This window comes from Streptomyces sp. CNP082, from assembly GCF_059570535.1.
The window spans coordinates 75,087-91,026 of sequence record NZ_JCANSZ010000007.1 but is presented as its reverse complement, the minus strand read 5'-3'; the positions used below and the strand labels follow the sequence as shown (position 1 = coordinate 91,026).

Sequence of the window (15,940 nt, the reverse complement as noted above, 5' to 3'; positions counted from 1 at the left end):
CTCACAGGGCCGCTGGTCCTATGTGACACCCGTCCGCCGCGGTGGCGCCCGCTCAGGTGCCGGTGAGGTGTTCCGGCCGTACGGGAGTCCTGGTCAGGGCCAGGCCGGTGGCCTGGCGGATGGCGGCGAGCACCGCCGGGGTCGCCGAGAGCGTGGACGCCTCGCCCACGCCCCGCAGGCCGTACGGGGCGTGCGGGTCGGCCAGTTCGAGCACGTCGACGGGGATGGCAGGGGTGTCGAGGATGGTCGGGATCAGATAGTCGGTGAACGAGGAATTGCGCACCAGCGCCGTCCCGGGGTCGACCACGATCTCCTCCATCACCGCCACGCCCAGCCCCTGCGTCGTGCCGCCCTGGATCTGCCCGACGACGGACAGCGGGTTGAGGGCCTTGCCGACGTCCTGGGCGCAGGCCAGCTCGACGACCTTGACCAGGCCGAGTTCGGTGTCGACCTCGACGACCGCCCGGTGGGCGGCGAAGGAGTACTGGACGTGGCCGAAGCCCTGGCCGGTGGTGAGGTCGAACGGCTCGGTGGGCCGGTGCCTGAAGGGCAGTTCGACGTCCACGGGCGGCTCGCCGTCGAGCACGTCGGCCAGATCGGCGAGGACCTCGCCGCCGTCGGTGACCACCTTGCCGCCTTCCAGCAGCAGTTCCGCCGTCGCCCACGCCGGGTGGTGCGTGCCGAGCTTGCGCCGGCCGAGGGCGAGGACCTGCTCGCGCACCGCCGCGCAGGCGTTGCGGACCGCGCCGCCGGTCATGTACGTCTGCCGGGAGGCGGAGGTGGAGCCGGCGGAGCCGACCCGGGTGTCGGCCGGGGCGATGACCACCTGGGCGACGCCCAGTTCGGTGCGGGCGATCTGCGCCTGTACGGTGACGCCGCCCTGGCCGACCTCGGCCGCCGCGGTGTGCACGGTGGCCACCGGCTCGCCGCCGACGGCCTCCAGCCGCACCCGGGCGGTGGAGAAGTCGTCGAAGCCCTCGGAGAAGCCGACGTTCTTGATGCCGACGGCGTAGCCGACACCGCGTACGACGCCCTCGCCGTGCGTGGTGTTGGACAGCCCGCCGGGCAGCGCCCGTACGTCCACGGCGCCCCCGGCGCTCTCCCACTGCCGCTCCGGCGGCAGCGGCCGGGCCTGGACGCGGCGCAGGAGCTCCGCGACCGGCGCCGGGGAGTCGACCCGCTGCCCGGTCGGCAGCCGCGAGCCCTCCGCCATGGCGTTCAACTGCCGGAACGCCACCGGGTCCAGGCCGACGGCCGCCGCGAGCCGGTCCATCTGCGCCTCGTACGCGAAGCACGCCTGGACCGCGCCGAAGCCGCGCATCGCGCCGCAGGGCGGGTTGTTGGTGTAGAGCCCGACGGCCTCGATCTCGACGTCCTCGACGACGTACGGGCCGATGGACAGCGACGCGGCGTTGCCGACGACCGCCGGGGTGGAGGAGGCGTACGCGCCGCCGTCGAGGACGATGCGGCAGCGGGCGTGGGTGATCCGTCCTTCGGCGGTGACGCCGTGCTCGTAGCGGATCCTGGCCGGGTGGCGGTGCACGTGGCCGAAGAACGACTCGAAGCGGTCGTAGACCATCTTCACCGGCTTGCCGGTGCGCAGCGCCAGCAGGCAGGCGTGGATCTGCATCGACAGGTCCTCGCGCCCGCCGAAGGCGCCGCCGACGCCGGAGAGCGTCATCCGCACCTTGTCCTCCGGCAGCCCGAGCACCGGCGCGATCTGCCGCCGGTCGGCGTGCAGCCACTGGGTGGCGACGTACAGGTCGACGCCGCCGTCCTCCGCGGGCACCGCGAGGCCGGACTCCGGGCCCAGGAACGCCTGGTCCTGCATGCCGAACTCGTACTCGCCGGTGACGACGTGGGCGGCCCGCCGCGCCGCCGCGGCGACGTCGCCGCGGACGATCGGCTGGCGGTGGACGACGTTCGGGTGCGGTACGTGCGGCGCGTGAGCGTCGGTGCGGCCGGGGTGCAGCACCGGCGCGCCGGGGGCGAGCGCGGACTCCTCGCCGGTGACGAGCGGCAGCTCCCGCCATTCGACGCGGATCTTCGCGGCGGCCCGGCGGGCGGTCTCGGGGTGGTCGGCGGCGACCAGCGCGACCGGCTCGCCGTGGTGCCGCACCCGGCCGGCGGCGAGCGCGGGGGTGTCGGCGATCTCCAGACCGTAATTCTTCTGCTCCGCCGGCAGGTCGTCGTAGGTGAGCACGGCGTAGACCCCGGCCTGGGCGAGGGCGGCGGAGGTGTCGATCGAGACGATCTCGGCGTGCGCGTGCGGGGAGCGCAGCGTGTGGCCCCAGATCATGTCCTCGTGCCACAGGTCGGAGGAGTACGCGAACTCCCCGGTGACCTTCAGCGTGCCGTCCGGGCGCAGCTCGGACTCGCCGATGCCGCCGGCGGTCCGCGAGCCCTGGGCCAGTCCTGCCGGGGTGCGGGTGACGTCAGGCATCAGGCCCCCTCGCCCAGGCGGGCGGCGGCGAGCCGGACCGCGTCGAGGATCGTCTCGTAGCCGGTGCAGCGGCACAGGTTGCCCGACAGGCCCTCGCGGATGTCGGCGTCCGACGGCGACGGATTCTGCTCCAGCAGGTCGTCCGCGGCGACCAGCAGGCCCGGGGTGCAGAACCCGCACTGGACGGCGCCGGCGTCGACGAACGCCTGCTGGACCGCCGACAGGCCCTCCTCGGCCAGGCCCTCGACGGTGACGACCTCGCGGCCCTCGGCCTGCCCGGCGGCGACCAGGCAGGCGCACACCGGCACGCCGTCCAGGCGTACCGTGCACGAGCCGCACTCGCCCTGCTCGCAGGCGTTCTTCGAGCCCGGCAGGCCCATGCGCTCGCGCAGCACGTACAGCAGGCTCTCGCCCTCCCAGACGTCGTCGGCCTGCTGCTCGCGGCCGTTGACGGTGAACGTCACCCGCATCACGCGGCTCCTTTCCCCCGGGCGGGCCCTGTCTGGCCCCGGCGGTACGACTCCCACGTCCAGCCGAGCGTGCGGCGGGCCATGACGCCGACCGCGTGTCGGCGGTAGCGCGCGCTGCCGCGCACGTCGTCGATGGGGCTGCAGGCGCCCGCCGCCAGCTCGGCGAACTGCCGCGAGAGGGCCGGGGGCAGGGTCCGGCCGCTGTCCCAGAAGCCGCCCTCGGCCAGCTCGGCGGTCAGGAACTCCTCGGCGGTGGTGGCGCGCACGGGCGTGGGCGCGGCCGAGCCGATGCCGGTACGGACCGTGCGGGTGTCGGGGTGCAGGGCGATGCCGAAGGCGCACACGGCGATCACCATCGCGTTGCGGGTGCCGGCCTTGGAGAACTCCTGGGGTCCCGTGGCCTTCTTGACGTGCACCCACTTGATCAGCTCGTCGGGCGCGAGCGCGTTGCGCTTGACGCCGGTGAAGAACTCCTCGACGGGGATCCGCCTGCTGCCCCGTACGGACTCCACCTCCACCTCCGCGCCCGCGGCCAGCAGCGCCGGGTGCGCGTCGCCGGCCGGGGAGGCGGTGCCGAGGTTGCCGCCGACGCTGCCGCGGTTGCGGATCTGCGGGGACGCCACGGTGTGCGCCGCCCGCGCCAGCCCGGGCAGCGCCCCGGCGAGCCGGGCCACGATGCGCGCGTACGGCACCGAGGCCCCCAGCCGCACGCTCTCGGCGCCCGTCTCCCACTCCTGCAACTCGCCGATGCGGTTGAGGTCGAGCAGGTGCTGCGGGCGGCGGTGGTCGAAGTTGATCTCGACCATGAGGTCCGTGCCGCCCGCGATCGGCACGGCCCCGGGGTGCTCGGCCTTCGCGGCGAGCGCTTCCGCCCAGCGGGCGGGGCGCAGGAAGTCCATGGATCCTCTCGGCTTTCCCTCGAAAGTGCGAGTGCGTTCTTGAGCTGTTGACGGAACGCGGTTCAAGTACACAAAATCGCCGCCGTCCGGGTGCAGTCACGGAAACCATGAAGCAAGGGGCAGGCCAGAACCCGCTTCTTGTAGATTCGAACGAAGGGCCTGGGCTGCTTCACCCTGCGGGACGTCCCCCTGCGGGACATCCCACAACGCCCGGCCGCGCGCACGGGAGGGCGGGCGGGCCGACGCACGACCGACAGCAAGGGAACGCGCATGAGGCTGCGGGCACTTCTGGACTCCGAGGCGCTGGGCCTCACCCTGCTCGGCGGCGAGGACGAGCTGGACCGCACGGTGCGGGGCGTGATGACCACCGACCTGACGGACCCCAGCCGCTACCTGTCGGGCGGTGAGCTGGTGCTCACCGGGCTCACCTGGCGCCACGGCCCGCAGGACTCGGAGCCCTTCGTCCGGATCCTGGCCGCGGCCGGCGTCGCCGGGCTCGCCGCGGGCGAGGCGGAGCTGTCGGGGGCGGGGGTGCCGGAGGACCTGGTGCGGGCGTGCGCACGGCACCGGCTGCCGCTCTTCGCGGTGAGCGAGGACGTCGCGTTCGCCACCATCACCGAGCACGTCGTACGGCAGGTCTCCGGCGAGCGGGCCGGCGACCTGGCGGCCGTCGTCGAGCGGCACCGCCGGCTGATGTCGTCCGGGCCCGCCGGCGGCGGGCCCGACGTCGTGCTCGACCTCCTCGGCTCCGACCTGGATCTGCACGCCTGGGTGCTCTCCCCCACCGGCAGGCAGATCGCCGGCACCGCCTCCGGGGCCGCCGGGGGCCGGCTGCCGGCACCGCTGCGGACACAACTGGCCGCCGCGCACCTCGGGGCGCTGCGCGCCGGCCGGCCGGGGCCGCACCGGGTGACGCTGCCGGCGGCGGGCGGGGACGTGACGTACTCGCTCTTCCCCGTCGGCGGCGGGCGGGACCTGCGCGAGACGGCGCTGTCCGACTGGCTGCTGGCGGTGGCGGCGGACGCCGGGGAGTGGCCGCCGGAGCGGCTGGACCTGGTGCACGGCGTCACGCAGTTGATCGCCGTGGAGCGGGAGCGGCGCGACGCCGCGCGGACGGTGCGGCGGCGGCTGGCGCAGGAGGTGCTGGAGCTGGTGCAGGCCGGGGCGCAGCCCGCGGAGATCGACGCCCGGCTGCGGGTGGCGGTGCCGGTGCTGCTGCCGGGGGCCGGGGCGGCGCCCCGGTGGCAGGTGGTGGTGGCGCGGGTCGAGTGGCAGGTCCCGTACGGGCAGCCGGGGATCCCCGGCGGACCGGTGGCGCAGGCGCTGCTGGAGGAGATGCTCGCGGGCCCGGACCGGGACCCGGCCGACGGGGTCTCGGTGGCCCACACCGGCGACGAGGCGGTGGCGCTGGTGCCGCTGCCGGCGCCGGCGCCGCGGGCCGCGGCGGACGGCGGGCTGCGCGCCGCGGCGCTGCGCGCGGCCGTACAGGAGCCGCTGGCCCGCGGGCTGGCCGACGACGGCCGGCTCACCCTCGGCGTCAGCGCCGCCGTGCACTCCTCGGAGGGCCTGCGCGGCGCCCTGGAGGAGGCCCGGCACGCGCGCCGGGTCGCCGCCGCCCGGCCGGGCAGCGTGTGCGCCGCGGGCCACGAGGAACTGGCCTCGCACGTCCTGCTGCTGCCCTTCGTCCCCGACGACGTACGCCGCGCGTTCACCGCCCGGCTGCTCGACCCGCTGCACGCGTACGACCAGCGCCACCGGGCCGGCCTGGTGCAGACCCTGGAGGCGTTCCTCGACTGCGACGGCTCCTGGACCCGCTGCGCGGCCCGCCTCCACCTGCACGTCAACACGCTGCGCTACCGGGTGGGCCGGATCGAGCAGCTCACCGGCCGGGATCTGGCCCGGCTGGAGGACAAACTCGACTTCTTCCTCGCACTGCGCATGCGGTGAACCCCGCCGCCCGCAGGGCGCGTTCACCCCCGGCCGCACGCCCGTCCGTGGTAATCCCTTGGGCAAGATCTTGTGAAGTCGTTCACGCAGGCCCTTGGTCCAGGGCAGACTTCGTGCTGAGATTCGACTCACACTGGGCTGCGTTGTTCCTTGGCTCGACGGCGCGTTGGGGAGGCAAGAGTGGCGGATACCGCCATGGCACGGTCGGAAACGGCTCTTTCGGAGGATCCGCTGGAACGGGCGATCTGGCGGCTGCGTTCGCGCGGCTGCTGGGACGACGCCGCGGCGCTCCTCGACGACGCCGCCGGGACCGACGCCGAGGCGGCGCGGCGGCGCGCGGCGCTGCTCGTCGAGCAGTGCATGTTCACGGCCGCCGGCTGGGAGCGCGCCGAGGACGCGGTACGGAACGCGGAAGCGCTGTCGACGGACGGGGAGAACCGCGGCGTCACGGCGTGCGAGCGGGGCTACCTCGCGTACGCCTCCACCCTGTACCAGGAGCGCGACCGCTCCGACGAGGCCCGCGCGGCGCTCGGCCGCGCCGCCGCGCTGCTGCCGCCCACGTCGCCATACCGGCCGATGCTGGACTTCCGGCGCGGTCTCGTCGCCCAGCACCTGACGAAGAACGCGACGGCGGCGCTGGCGGCGTTCCGCCGCGCCCACGCCGGCGCGCTGGACCAGGAAGACCTGCTGCTGTGCTCGTTCACCTGGCGCCATCTGGCCGCGCTCGCGGCCGACGACGGCGACCTGGCACAGGCGCGGCACGGCTTCCGCGAGTCGCTGCGGCTGCGCGAGGAGCTGGGGTATCTGGTCGGTACGGCACCGGCGCTGATGGCGCTGGCCGACGTCGAGCCGGAGCCGGAGGCGGCCCGGCTGCGGGCGGAGGCGACGCGGCTGGTGCGGCTGCTGGACGGGGTGCCGTCGTGGCTGGCGGAGCAGTTGGGCGAAGCGCCGCGGCAGGTCCCGGAGGCGGAGGACTGAGGCGGCGCGGGACGGTGGGCACAGGGGCAGAGTCGTTTCCCGGCCGCGTTTCCCGGCTCGTATCGGGCCGGTTCCGCTTCGGGTGGCTGCCGAGGCGGGGCCGCGGCTGCGGCTAGGGTTCCGGGCGTGGACCTCGATGCCGTACGCACCTTCACCGCCGCCGCCGACACCGGCCAGTTCCGGGAGGCGGCGGCCGAGCTGATGCTGACCCAGCAGGCCGTCTCCAAGCGCATCGCCGGGCTGGAGAAGGGCCTGGGGGTGCGGCTGTTCACCCGTACCCCGCGGGGTGCGAAGCTCACCGTCGACGGCCAGGCGTTCCTGCCGCACGCCCGCGCCCTGCTCCAGGCCGCGGAGCGGGCCGCGGCCTCGGTGCGGCCCGGGAGCCGGGCGCTGCGCGTGGACGTCGTCGGGCGGCGGGTCGCGACCGCCGGGCTGGTGCGCGACTTCTACCGCGCCCACCCGGAGGTGGAGCTGGACGTCGTCACGCTCTACGGCGGCGGGCGGGCGGTGGACGCCGTACGCGACGGGACCATCGACGCGACGTTCCGCACCCTGCCGCCGCCCGGCCGGGAGCTGCCCGACGACATCGCCGTCGGGCACCCGACGTACGAACCGGTGCAGTTGGTCACCGGCCCCGCGCACGAGTTCGCCCGGGCCCGCTCGGTCACCCCCGCGCAGCTCGCCGGGCGCCGCATCTGGATGCCGGGCAACGCGCCGGGCACCGAGTGGGCCGCGTACTACGACGACATGGCCGCGGAGTTCGGCTTCCAACTCGACGCGGTGGGCCCCGACTTCGGTGTCGAGAACCTCCTCGACACGATCGCCGAGTCCGCGACGGTGGCCACCTTCCTCAGCGAGCGGACCCCGCTGGTCTGGCCCGTCGACTACGACCTGTGCCGCATCCCGCTGCTCGGCCCCACCCCCGTCTACCCGCACCTGCTGCACTGGCACGCCGACAACGCGCACCCCGCACTCGCCCTGCTCCGCGAGCACCTCGCCGCCCGCCGCTCGCGGGACGCGCCCGAGGACGCCAGGACGTGGGCGCCGGCCTGGTCCCGCTGAACCGGCGCCCGCGCGCAGTAACTACTGCGTGCTGCCGCTGCACTCGTCCCGGCCGCTGCCGTCGCGGGCTACTGCTGTCCCGCCGGCGTGAAGCGCACCGCGTCCGCGACCACGTAGCCGTCGGTGGCGTCGTTGCGTATCCGCACGCTCCCCGCCGTCCCCGCGGCGAACGTGTGCCGCCCCAGCACCACCCACTTCCCGCCGCCCGAGCGCTGGTCGACGGTGTAGGTCTGGGTGCCGCCGGCGTGCTCCACGTCCACCGGCACATTCGTCGCCCGGTTGCTGTACGCGGTCCACCACAAGGCGACGTCCCAGGCCCCGGCGTCCGGCAGCTCCGGCCGGAAGCGCATCCAGGTGGCCCCCTTGCCGGTGTTGTCGTCGTGGACGTAGTCCGAGCCGTAGTAGCCGGCGGTCGATGTGCTGGTCACCCAGGTGCCGCCGGAGGTGACGCCGGTGGCGGAGACGTTGTCGACGACGATCGCGCCGGGCTCGGCCGGCGGCCACTCCAGGAACTGCCCGTCCGCGCGCAGCCGCGCCTGCAGCGCGGCGACCGGCACCTGCTGGACCACGCCGCCGCGGTCCAGGGCCATCCGCGCGGCGGTCGCCGCGGACTGCCCGAGGATCATGAAGACGGGCTCCATGCGGATGGATCCGTACGCGATGTGCGAGGCGGAGAGCGCCACGGGCACCAGCAGGTTGGTGCACTGCGAGGCCTTCGGCGTCAGCGAGCGGTAGCTGATCCCGTACGGCGCCCGCACCCCGACCTGCACGTCGCCCTCGTTGCGCGCCACGCCGTCCACGACGAGGCGGCGGCAGTTGTGCGAGTCCATCGTGTACGAGGCGAGTCCCACGGAGTCCGCGGCGCGCACGGTGCCGCGGCAGTCGTGCTCGGTCATGACGTACGCGGAGACCATGCGGCGCGCCTCGCGGACGTACAGCAGCGGCGGCCAGCCGCCGTAGTCGGTGAACTCGTCGCGCGGCAGCCCCCAGGCGGCGGTCTGGGTGCGCACGGACTCCGGCAGCCGAGGGTCGTTGGCGAGGAACCACATCAGGCCCTGCTGGTAGTCGACGTGTTCGGCGTGGATACGGGCGCGCTCGGCGTGGGTGCCGGCCGGATAGCCGTAGTTGAGGCCGATGTTGTCGGTGGAGAACGCGCCGTTGTTGTTGGAGTCGGTCTTGCCGCCGCCCATCTGGGTGGTGGTGTAGAACGGGCCGCGCCAGCCGGCCTGGACGTAGCGCAGGAGCAGTTCGTAGCGCATCGGGTCGTAGCCGGCGGGCTTCGGGAAGGGGATGCGGTCGGCGGCCTGGGTGAGGCACATGCGGAAGCAGTACGCCTGGATCGCGTCGTCGGCGGTGCCGTCGGGCGCGAGCGGGTCGGCGGCCACGCCGGGCAGCAGGCCGCTGGCGGGGCTGCCGGGGGTGACGTAGGGGTCGACGGGGTGGAGGAACTGGTGCTTGTCGCGGTGCTGGACGCCGTTGAGCGTCTCGTCGTACGCGGCGTTGCCCTCGCGGCCGGTGGTGAAGTCGACGCCGGCGCGGGCCATCAGGTCGCCCTCGTACGTCGCGTCCATGAACACCCCGCCCGCGTAGGCGCGGCCGTCGTCGGTGGCGAGCAGGCGGATCCGGCCGCCGCGGCGGTCGACGGAGCGCAGCCGGGCCCCGGTCACCACGGGCACGTCGTGCTCGGCGAGCAGGTCGGCGAAGACCTCGGCGGCGACGTGCGGTTCGAAGGTGTACCGGGCCGGGGAGTCGTCGGTGACGGGCGTGCCGTGGTACTTGGCGTACACGCGGCGGTAGAACTCCAGGGCCAGGCCGCCGATGGCGGTGGTGTTGCCGGTGTCGGTGGCGCCGAGGCCGCTGGTGGTGAGGCCGCCGATGTGCCGGGTGGGCTCCAGCACCACGGCGGTGCCGCCCATCCGGCGCATCTGCACGGCGGCGATCACGCCGGCCGAGGTGCCGCCGTAGACCACCAGGTCGGCCCGGACCGGGCCGCGGTCCACGGCGGCGGCGTACGCCCGGGAGCCCAGGGCGGGCAGCGCGAGACCCGCGCCGCCCGCGGCGAGCAAACCACGTCTGGAAAGCGCTTTCTCAGCCATGACTCCGGAGTGTGCCCGCGCCCCGACGGGTCGTCAACGCATCCGTACGCCCGGATCCCAGTCGGCCGGCAGCGCCGCCGGCACAGTGAAGCCCTCGCCTCCGACGGGCACGAACTCCCCGGTGCTCGCGGACTTCTCGACCGCCGCCATGGTCTCAAGGACGTGCTGCGCCAGCTCCCCGGAGGCGCGGTGCGGCTCGCCGGCGGCCAGCCCGCGGGCCATGTCGAGCACGCCCATGCCGCGCCCCGCGGTCGCCCCCGCCGCCTCGACCTCCGTCCACTCCGCCGAGCCCGTGGGACGCAGCCGCAGCGTGCCGTCGAAGTGGTTGGGGTCGGGCAGCGCGAGGGTGGCCTCGGTGCCGGTGATCTCCACGAAGCCCTGCCGGTTCAGCGGGGAGTCGAAGCTGACCACCAGCGACGCGGTCTGGCCCGCGGCGTAGTCGAGGAGCGCCGCGACATGGGTGGGCACCTCGACCGGGAACTCGGCGCCGGCCTTCGGCCCGGAGCCGATCACCCGCGTCTCGCGCGCCTTGCGGGACACCGCCGCGACCCGCTCGGCCGGGCCGAAGAGCGTGGCCAGGCACGTCAGGTAGTACGGGCCCATGTCGAACAGCGGCCCGCCGCCGCGCAGGAAGTAGAACTCGGGGCTGGGGTGCCAGGACTCCGGGCCCGGGGTCTGCATCAGCGCCAGACCGCTCAGCGGCTCCCCGATCGCGCCGTCGTCGAGCAGCCGGCGCGCCGTCTGGAGCCCGGCGCCGAGGAACGTGTCCGGGGCGCAGCCGAGCCGCACGCCGGCCGCGGCGGCGCGGGCGACCAGATCGGCGCCGGAGGCGGGATCGAGGGTCAGCGGCTTCTCGTTCCACACGTGCTTGCCGGCGTCGATCGCCGCCGCCGCGACGTCGTGGTGGGCGACGGGGACGGTGAGGTTGACGACCAGCTCGACACCGGGGTGGGCGAGCGCCTCCTCCGTGGTCCCGTGCGCCGGTACGCCGTAGGCGGCGGCCTGCGCCGCGGCCCGTTCGGTGTCGAGGTCGGCGCAGTACAGCACGCGCAGGTCGGGAAAGGCGGTGAGGTTCGTCAGGTACTGGTCGCTGATCGTGCCGCAGCCGACCACGGCGATGCCCAGGGGCTCCCCGGCGCTCATCGGCGCTTGCCTTCCAGCCAGTCGAAGCTCTCGCGGACGGCGGTGAGCATGTCGGTGGCGCAGCGGTCGAGTTCGACGATGTGCCGGCGGGCCCCCGCGCCGGCGGCGAGCACGTCCTCGACGGGCATGCGGCCGGCGCCGACCGCGGTCATCGGGTCGTCCTTGGTGAGGGGCCCGTCCTTGATGTGCAGGTGCGTGACGCGGTCACCGAGGCGGCCGAGCAGCGCGGGCACGTCCTGGCCGCCGACCGCCGCCCAGTACGTGTCGACCTCGAACTGCACGGGGGCGTCGAGCCCGTCGAGCAGGGAGGCCAGCAGCTCCAGCGCGGGGACGCCGTCGACGTGCTGGGCCAGCTCGAACTCGTGGTTGTGGTAGCCGAGCGCGAGACCGTGGCCGGCGGCGCGCTTCGCGGCCTCGGCCAGCTCGCCGGCCACGGCGCGTACCCCGTCGGCGTCCGCGAACCGCTCCGGCGGCTGGTACGGCACGAAGAGGGTGTCGGCGCCGACCGTACGCGCGCCGGCGAAGGCGGCTTCGGCCCGCTCGGGCTCGGCGAGCACGTGCCCGTGCACGGAAGGGGCCGTCAGACCCGCCGCGTCCAGGTCGGCCCTGAGCGCCTCGGGGTCGGTCACCACGTCGTGGCACTCGACCTGGCGGTAGCCGAAGCCGGCCAGCGCGGCGAACGTGCCGGGGCGGTCGTCGGCTATCTCGTCGCGAACGGAATAGAGCTGCACGCCCAGGGACGGGCTCATGATCTCCTCCGGCAGTTGTTTTCGACAATTTTTCGCTCGGTTGTTGACGCTAGAAGCCAGCGTGACCCTCGTCAACACCCTTGACAAGGCGGGAAGTCGACAGTCAGGCTGACCGGAGTTTTCGAAAAGGACGCTGACCATGCCCCCCGAACAAGCCACGCTCAGCGACATCGCCGCCCGCGCCGGGGTCTCGGTGTCGACCGTCTCCAAGGTCCTGCACGCCCGCACCGACGTCGCCCCCGCCACCCGCGAGCGGATCGCCCGGCTGCTCGCCGACCACGGCTACCGGCCCTCCCGCGGCGCCGGCCTCGTCGACCTCGTCATCGGCAGCCTCAACAGCCCGTGGGCGGACGCGCTGGTCACCGGCGCGGTCGATGCGGGCGCGGAGGCCGGCTGCCGGATCGTCATCGACAGCGTGCCCGACAGCGACGACGTCCTGCGCCAGACCCTGGAGCGCATCATGGCGCGCGGCAGCGACGGCGTCCTGCTCGTCCACCAAGTGCCGGCGCCGGAGACCCGCGCGCGGCTGGCGGCCAAGCGCATCCCGCTGGTCGTCATCGACCCGCCGGCCGAACCGGGCGCGGGCGTACGCTCCGTGGGCTGTACGAACTGGCAGGGCGGCCTCGCCGCGACCCGGCACCTCATCGAGCTGGGCCACCGCCGTATCGCCACGATCACCGGGCCGCAGACGGTCTGGTCCGCCCGCGCCCGCTGCGGCGGCTACCGCGCCGCGCTGCTGGAGGCCGGGCTGCCGGTCGAGGAGTCGCTGATCCGCTACGCCGACTTCTTCGCACCCGACGGCCGCGCTGAGGCGCTGGCGCTCCTGGACCTGCCCGAGCCGCCGACCGCGGTGGTCGCGGCGAACGACGGGCAGGCGTTCGGCGTGCTGCAGGCGCTGGCCGAACGGGGGTTGCGGGCATCGGCGGACATGAGCGTCACCGGGTTCGACGGCACCCCGGTCGCCGCGTGGGCGGCGCCGCCGCTGACCACCGTCGTCCAGCCGCTGGAGGCGATGGCGGCGACGGCGTTCCGGATGCTCCGGCTGCACGGCGACGGCGGGGCGGCGCAGCCCGAGCAGGTGGAGCTGGCGACGACGCTGACGGTCCGCGCGTCCACCGGCCCGCCGCCGGCCCGCTGACCCGGGGCCGCGCCCCGGCCCCGCACACCGTCTCCGTACGTCCCGTACGTCCCGTACGTCCCGTACGCGCCGGACACTCCGGATACCGGCGTCCCGTCCCGCCCCCTCCCGTACGCACCGAGCCCCCTCCCCCACGCCCCGTCCGGCACCCGCACCCGCCGCCGGCACCGCCGTCACGACCGACTGGAGCATCCGCATGGCCCTGTTCGACCTGCCCCTCGCCGAGCTGCGCGACTACCGCCCCGAGCGCGAGGAGCCCGCCGACTTCGACGACTTCTGGACGCGCACCCTCGCCGAGGCCACGTCCGCCGCGGCCGGCCAGGCGCCGGAGTTCCGCCCGTACCCGACGGGCCTCACGGCGGTCGACGCGTACGACGTGTCCTTCGCCGGCTGGGGCGGCCACCCGATCTCCGCCTGGCTCGTCGTGCCGCGGGGGGCCGACGGGCCCGTGCCGTGCGTCATCCACTACATCGGCTACGGCGGCGGGCGCGGGCTGCCGCACGACCACCTGTTCTGGCCCGCCGCCGGCCGCGCCGTCTTCGTCGTGGACACCCGCGGCCAGGGCGCCGCCCACCGCAACAACGCCGGCGCCACCCCCGACCCGTACGGCACGGGCAACGCGCAGACGCCCGGCTTCATGACGCGCGGCGTGCTCGACCCCGAGGAGTACTACTACCGCCGCGTCTTCACCGACGCCGTGTGCGCCGTGGACGCCGCCGCCGCGCATCCGGCGGTGGACGGCGAGCGGATAGCGGTCAGCGGCGGCAGCCAGGGCGGCGCGATCGCCACCGCGGTCGCGGGGCTGCACCCGGGGGTGCGGGCGGCGATGATCGACGTGCCGTTCCTCAACCACTTCCGCCGGGCGGTCACGATCACCGACAAGAACCCGTACCAGGAGCTGGTCCTGTACCTGGCGACCCAGCGGGGCGCGGAGGAGCAGGTGTTCCGGACGCTGTCGTACTTCGACGGGCTCAACTTCGCCTCCCGGGCGCGGATGCCGGCGCTGTACTCGGTGGCGCTGATGGACGAGGTCTGCCCGCCGTCGACGGTCTTCGCCTCGTACAACCACTGGGGCGGGCCGAAGGACATCGAGGTCTACCCGTGGAACGGCCACGAGGGCGGCGGGAACGACCACCGGGTCACCTCGCTCGCCTGGCTCCGGGCGTAACGGGCCGCGGTCGTCAGGGGCGTCAGGGGCGTCAGGGGCCTGGGGCGTACGGGGCACCGGCCCCGTACGCCTCCGTCAGGGCCGCTCCGGGGCGCCCAGCAGCTCGCGCAGCACCGCCTCGGCCGCCGTCGTGTCCCCCGCCGTCAGCGCGTCGGCCAGCGCCTGCCGGCGGGCCTGCGGCGCGGCCGGGCGCCGCGCCCTGGCCCGCAGCTCGCCCGCGACGCGGACCAACTGGCGGTTGCCGGAGAGCGCCACCAGCGCCTCGTGGAACTCCGCGTCGTCCGCCGCCAGCCGGCTCAGCGTCACCCAGCGCTCCGGCGGCAGCCCGGCCGCCAGCCGGTGCAGCAGCGGTACGAGGAGCATGGCCCGCACCTCCGCCAGCTCGGCCAGGTCGCGGTCGCTGGGCGCGAGGACCCGGAAGCCGCGGTTCGGCAGTATCTCCACCGCGCCCTCCGCGGCGAGTTGCTGCATGGCCTCGCGCACCGGCGTCGCCGAGACGCCGAACCGTTCGCCGAGCACGGGCGCCGAGTACACCTCGCCGGGCCGCAGGTCGCCGCCGTGCACCGCGGCGCGCAGCGCGTCGAGCACCTGGCCGCGTACGGAGTGGCGGCCCACCCGGGCCGGGGTGCGCGGCCGGCCCGGAACCGCCGGCGTGTGCGGCGCGTGCTCCACTGATTCTCCCGCTTCTTCCCGCTTCGTGACAGAAGTGCGCCCCCTGGGCGACGCTCGCGCCCCACCGTAACCCGGTGCCTCTTGCCTGTTCCCCGATCAAGCGGGTTAAGGTTAGCCTTACCTCAACCCGCCGACGGGTCGAGAACACGCCATGCCCGCCGAGCCCAGGGTGGTCACCGCACCGATGTCAGCGCCCGCAGTGCCCCAGCCGCTTGACGACGCCCCGTCCGCCCCGTTCGCCGGCACCCCCCTCACCGCGGCGTACACCCGGCTCACCGAGGTCCTGCCGTTCCTGGCCGTCACCGAACTCGGCCCCGCGGACCCGCTGCCCACCGCCTCCGGCTGGGTGGCCGCCGCGGACCTCGCCGCCGCAGGACCCGCCCTCGACGACTTCCTCGCCTGGGACGCCGAGCAGGTCCGCCGTACGTACGGCGAGGATGCCCGCGCCGACGTCGTCGCCAGCTTCGGCCTGCACCGCTACGCCTGGTCCGCCTGCCTGCTGGTCACCCTCCCCTGGTTCCTGCTGCGCCGCGTGCCCCGCATCCCGCTGGACGGCGTGGCGCTGCGCCGCAACGCCGACGGCAGCCGCATGCGCCTCGCCGTCCGCACCGGCGGGTTCGCCTGCCTGCCGGACGACCCGGCCGCGGGCCGGCCCGGCGCCCGCGTCGTCGCCGGCGAGGAGGCGCTGCGCGCCGAGGTGCGGGCGGCCGTGGCGCAGCATCTGGAGCCGCTGCTCGCCGCGTTCGGGCCGCGGATGCGCCGCGGCCCGCGGGCCCTGTGGGGGACGGCGACGGACGAGATCGTCGAGGGCCTGTGGTATCTGGGCAGCCTCCTGGGCGAGGAGGAGCGCGCGATGGCCGAGACCGCGCGGCTCCTGCCCGGCAGCGGCCCGGCCACGGCCCCGTACGCCGGCGGCGCGGCCTTCCGCAGCCTCACGGGCCCCGACGGGCAGTCCCTGGCCACCCGGGACCGGGCGAGCTGCTGCATGTACTACACGCTGCGGCCCGAGGACACCTGCGTCACCTGTCCGCGCACCTGCGACACGGAGCGCGTCGCCCGGCTCGTCGCAAGCTCATAGCACGTACGCCACCCCTTTGAGTGGGTGATTTCGTTTCCTCCGGAATCGCGCGGCGATTCCGCGAAGTATCGGTGCCCGAGTCACCCGTCGTCTGGCG

13 protein-coding genes are annotated in these 15,940 nt (G+C 74.9%); 6 read left to right on the top strand and 7 right to left on the bottom strand.

Annotation, left to right across the window (positions count from 1 at the left end; translation table 11 throughout):
- Positions 1-52 precede the first annotated feature (52 nt).
- From B124_RS08735 to B124_RS08725, 3 genes are read right to left on the bottom strand one after another with little or no spacing between them, the layout of a single operon-like run.
- Complete coding sequence (locus B124_RS08735) at positions 53-2,443, bottom strand: xanthine dehydrogenase family protein molybdopterin-binding subunit (protein ID WP_496502123.1); 2,391 nt, start codon at positions 2,441-2,443, stop codon at positions 53-55.
- Positions 2,443-2,913, bottom strand: a complete 471-nt coding sequence (locus B124_RS08730) for a (2Fe-2S)-binding protein (RefSeq protein ID WP_496502122.1) — start codon at positions 2,911-2,913, stop codon at positions 2,443-2,445. Before B124_RS08730 ends, B124_RS08735 begins: the two co-directional genes overlap by 1 nt.
- Positions 2,913-3,812 carry an FAD binding domain-containing protein gene (locus B124_RS08725; RefSeq protein WP_496502121.1) on the bottom strand — a complete coding sequence of 300 codons (900 nt, stop codon included), beginning with the start codon at positions 3,810-3,812 and terminating at the stop codon, positions 2,913-2,915. The genes B124_RS08730 and B124_RS08725 overlap by 1 nt, the downstream gene beginning before the upstream one ends.
- 270 nt (positions 3,813-4,082) lie before the next feature.
- Between B124_RS08725 and B124_RS08720 the strand changes: the two genes are divergently transcribed.
- The 3 genes from B124_RS08720 to B124_RS08710 all read left to right on the top strand — a co-directional run bounded on the left by B124_RS08720 (position 4,083) and on the right by B124_RS08710 (position 7,799).
- On the top strand, positions 4,083-5,759 hold the full coding sequence (locus B124_RS08720; protein ID WP_496502120.1) for a PucR family transcriptional regulator: 1,677 nt from the start codon (positions 4,083-4,085) through the stop codon (positions 5,757-5,759).
- Between the two features lie 195 nt (positions 5,760-5,954).
- Complete coding sequence (locus B124_RS08715) at positions 5,955-6,737, top strand: hypothetical protein (protein WP_496502119.1); 783 nt, start codon at positions 5,955-5,957, stop codon at positions 6,735-6,737.
- A gap of 126 nt (positions 6,738-6,863) precedes the next feature.
- Positions 6,864-7,799, top strand: coding sequence for a LysR family transcriptional regulator (locus tag B124_RS08710; protein ID WP_496502118.1), 936 nt, complete (start codon positions 6,864-6,866; stop codon positions 7,797-7,799).
- 68 nt (positions 7,800-7,867) lie between these two features.
- Here B124_RS08710 and B124_RS08705 read toward each other — a convergent pair whose 3' ends face one another.
- Genes B124_RS08705 through B124_RS08695 form a run of 3 tightly spaced genes read right to left on the bottom strand, consistent with a single transcriptional unit; the run spans position 7,868 to position 11,787 of the window.
- A complete protein-coding gene (locus tag B124_RS08705; protein WP_496502117.1) occupies positions 7,868-9,895 on the bottom strand; it encodes an FAD-dependent oxidoreductase in 2,028 nt (675 codons plus the stop codon).
- A gap of 33 nt (positions 9,896-9,928) precedes the next feature.
- Positions 9,929-11,038 carry a Gfo/Idh/MocA family protein gene (locus B124_RS08700; protein ID WP_496502116.1) on the bottom strand — a complete coding sequence of 370 codons (1,110 nt, stop codon included), beginning with the start codon at positions 11,036-11,038 and terminating at the stop codon, positions 9,929-9,931.
- On the bottom strand, positions 11,035-11,787 hold the full coding sequence (locus B124_RS08695; RefSeq protein WP_496502115.1) for a sugar phosphate isomerase/epimerase family protein: 753 nt from the start codon (positions 11,785-11,787) through the stop codon (positions 11,035-11,037). Before B124_RS08695 ends, B124_RS08700 begins: the two co-directional genes overlap by 4 nt.
- A gap of 139 nt (positions 11,788-11,926) precedes the next feature.
- Between B124_RS08695 and B124_RS08690 the strand changes: the two genes are divergently transcribed.
- Both B124_RS08690 and B124_RS08685 read left to right on the top strand, forming a co-directional pair.
- The gene (locus B124_RS08690; protein WP_496502114.1) at positions 11,927-12,925 is read left to right on the top strand and encodes a LacI family DNA-binding transcriptional regulator; all 999 of its coding nucleotides are present in this window, start codon (positions 11,927-11,929) and stop codon (positions 12,923-12,925) included.
- 196 nt (positions 12,926-13,121) lie between these two features.
- Entirely contained in the window at positions 13,122-14,093 is a 972-nt protein-coding gene (locus B124_RS08685) for an acetylxylan esterase (RefSeq protein WP_496502113.1), read from the top strand.
- A gap of 75 nt (positions 14,094-14,168) precedes the next feature.
- Here B124_RS08685 and B124_RS08680 read toward each other — a convergent pair whose 3' ends face one another.
- Positions 14,169-14,765, bottom strand: coding sequence for a GntR family transcriptional regulator (locus tag B124_RS08680; protein ID WP_496502112.1), 597 nt, complete (start codon positions 14,763-14,765; stop codon positions 14,169-14,171).
- Positions 14,766-14,949: 184 nt separating this feature from the next.
- Between B124_RS08680 and B124_RS08675 the strand changes: the two genes are divergently transcribed.
- Positions 14,950-15,843, top strand: a complete 894-nt coding sequence (locus tag B124_RS08675; RefSeq protein WP_496502111.1) for a (2Fe-2S)-binding protein — start codon at positions 14,950-14,952, stop codon at positions 15,841-15,843.
- Positions 15,844-15,940: the final 97 nt, after the last annotated feature.

Bases quoted from the DNA above. Each gene is read 5' to 3' on its own strand.
- B124_RS08725 (WP_496502121.1), bottom strand. From the start codon at position 3,812: ATGGACTTCCTGCGCCCCGCCCGCTGGGCGGAAGCGCTCGCCGCGAAG.
- B124_RS08705 (WP_496502117.1), bottom strand. From the start codon at position 9,895: ATGGCTGAGAAAGCGCTTTCCAGACGTGGTTTGCTCGCCGCGGGCGGC.
- B124_RS08715 (WP_496502119.1), top strand. From the start codon at position 5,955: ATGGCACGGTCGGAAACGGCTCTTTCGGAGGATCCGCTGGAACGGGCG.
- B124_RS08700 (WP_496502116.1), bottom strand. From the start codon at position 11,038: ATGAGCGCCGGGGAGCCCCTGGGCATCGCCGTGGTCGGCTGCGGCACG.
- B124_RS08730 (WP_496502122.1), bottom strand. From the start codon at position 2,913: ATGCGGGTGACGTTCACCGTCAACGGCCGCGAGCAGCAGGCCGACGAC.
- B124_RS08685 (WP_496502113.1), top strand. From the start codon at position 13,122: ATGGCCCTGTTCGACCTGCCCCTCGCCGAGCTGCGCGACTACCGCCCC.
- B124_RS08690 (WP_496502114.1), top strand. From the start codon at position 11,927: ATGCCCCCCGAACAAGCCACGCTCAGCGACATCGCCGCCCGCGCCGGG.
- B124_RS08720 (WP_496502120.1), top strand. From the start codon at position 4,083: ATGAGGCTGCGGGCACTTCTGGACTCCGAGGCGCTGGGCCTCACCCTG.
- B124_RS08735 (WP_496502123.1), bottom strand. From the start codon at position 2,443: ATGCCTGACGTCACCCGCACCCCGGCAGGACTGGCCCAGGGCTCGCGG.
- B124_RS08675 (WP_496502111.1), top strand. From the start codon at position 14,950: ATGTCAGCGCCCGCAGTGCCCCAGCCGCTTGACGACGCCCCGTCCGCC.
- B124_RS08695 (WP_496502115.1), bottom strand. From the start codon at position 11,787: ATGAGCCCGTCCCTGGGCGTGCAGCTCTATTCCGTTCGCGACGAGATA.